Source organism: Lachnoclostridium sp. MSJ-17 (assembly GCF_018918205.1).
Lineage (GTDB): Bacteria > Bacillota > Clostridia > Oscillospirales > Acutalibacteraceae > Ruminococcoides.
The window spans coordinates 1-575 of record NZ_JAHLQB010000011.1 but is presented as its reverse complement, the minus strand read 5'-3'; the positions used below and the strand labels follow the sequence as shown (position 1 = coordinate 575).

The following is a 575-nucleotide window of genomic DNA, read 5'->3' as shown; positions in this document are numbered from 1 at the left end:
GATATCCCATCGTGTAAACGAGTAAGACCCCTTGAAGACTACGAGGTTGATAGGCTGCGTGTGTAAGTGCCGTGAGGCATTCAGCTTGGCAGTACTAATAGGTCGAGGGCTTGACCATATGAACACTGAACTTTGGTCAGTCAGTATTTACTTCTTCAATTTATCTCTTCTTTATTCAGTTTTCAGGGCACTTGCCCAAGCGGGCGGAAACAGCGTGCGAGAAGAACATTACAAACAATGTTTGAAAGAGCGCGAGAGCGAAACGAGAGTGTCTGATGAACGAATAATTCGGGACACCGACGTAAAGCTATGAATCCGACGTATCCGTCTCGATTTAAAATATGCACCATTAGCTCAGTTGGTAGAGCACCTGACTCTTAATCAGGGTGTCCCGGGTTCGAGCCCCTGATGGTGCACCAAAACTCAAGGGGCTCACATCAATGAGTCCCTTGAATAAAAATGGCTCGTTGGTCAAGCGGTTAAGACTCCGGCCTCTCACGCCGGCAACGCGGGTTCGATTCCCGCACGAGTCACCAAATTGTTTGAAACACGTTATCAATTGATGACGTTTCGAT

At 47.5% G+C, this 575-nt stretch carries 2 tRNA genes and 1 rRNA gene; all 3 read left to right on the top strand.

Annotation, left to right across the window (positions count from 1 at the left end):
* Positions 1-118, top strand: a 23S ribosomal RNA gene (locus KQI64_RS00420); the annotation flags it as partial.
* Between the two features lie 225 nt (positions 119-343).
* Positions 344-419 (top strand) — tRNA-Lys (locus tag KQI64_RS00415).
* Positions 420-461: 42 nt separating this feature from the next.
* Positions 462-536: transfer RNA gene (locus KQI64_RS00410), tRNA-Glu, on the top strand.
* Positions 537-575: the final 39 nt, after the last annotated feature.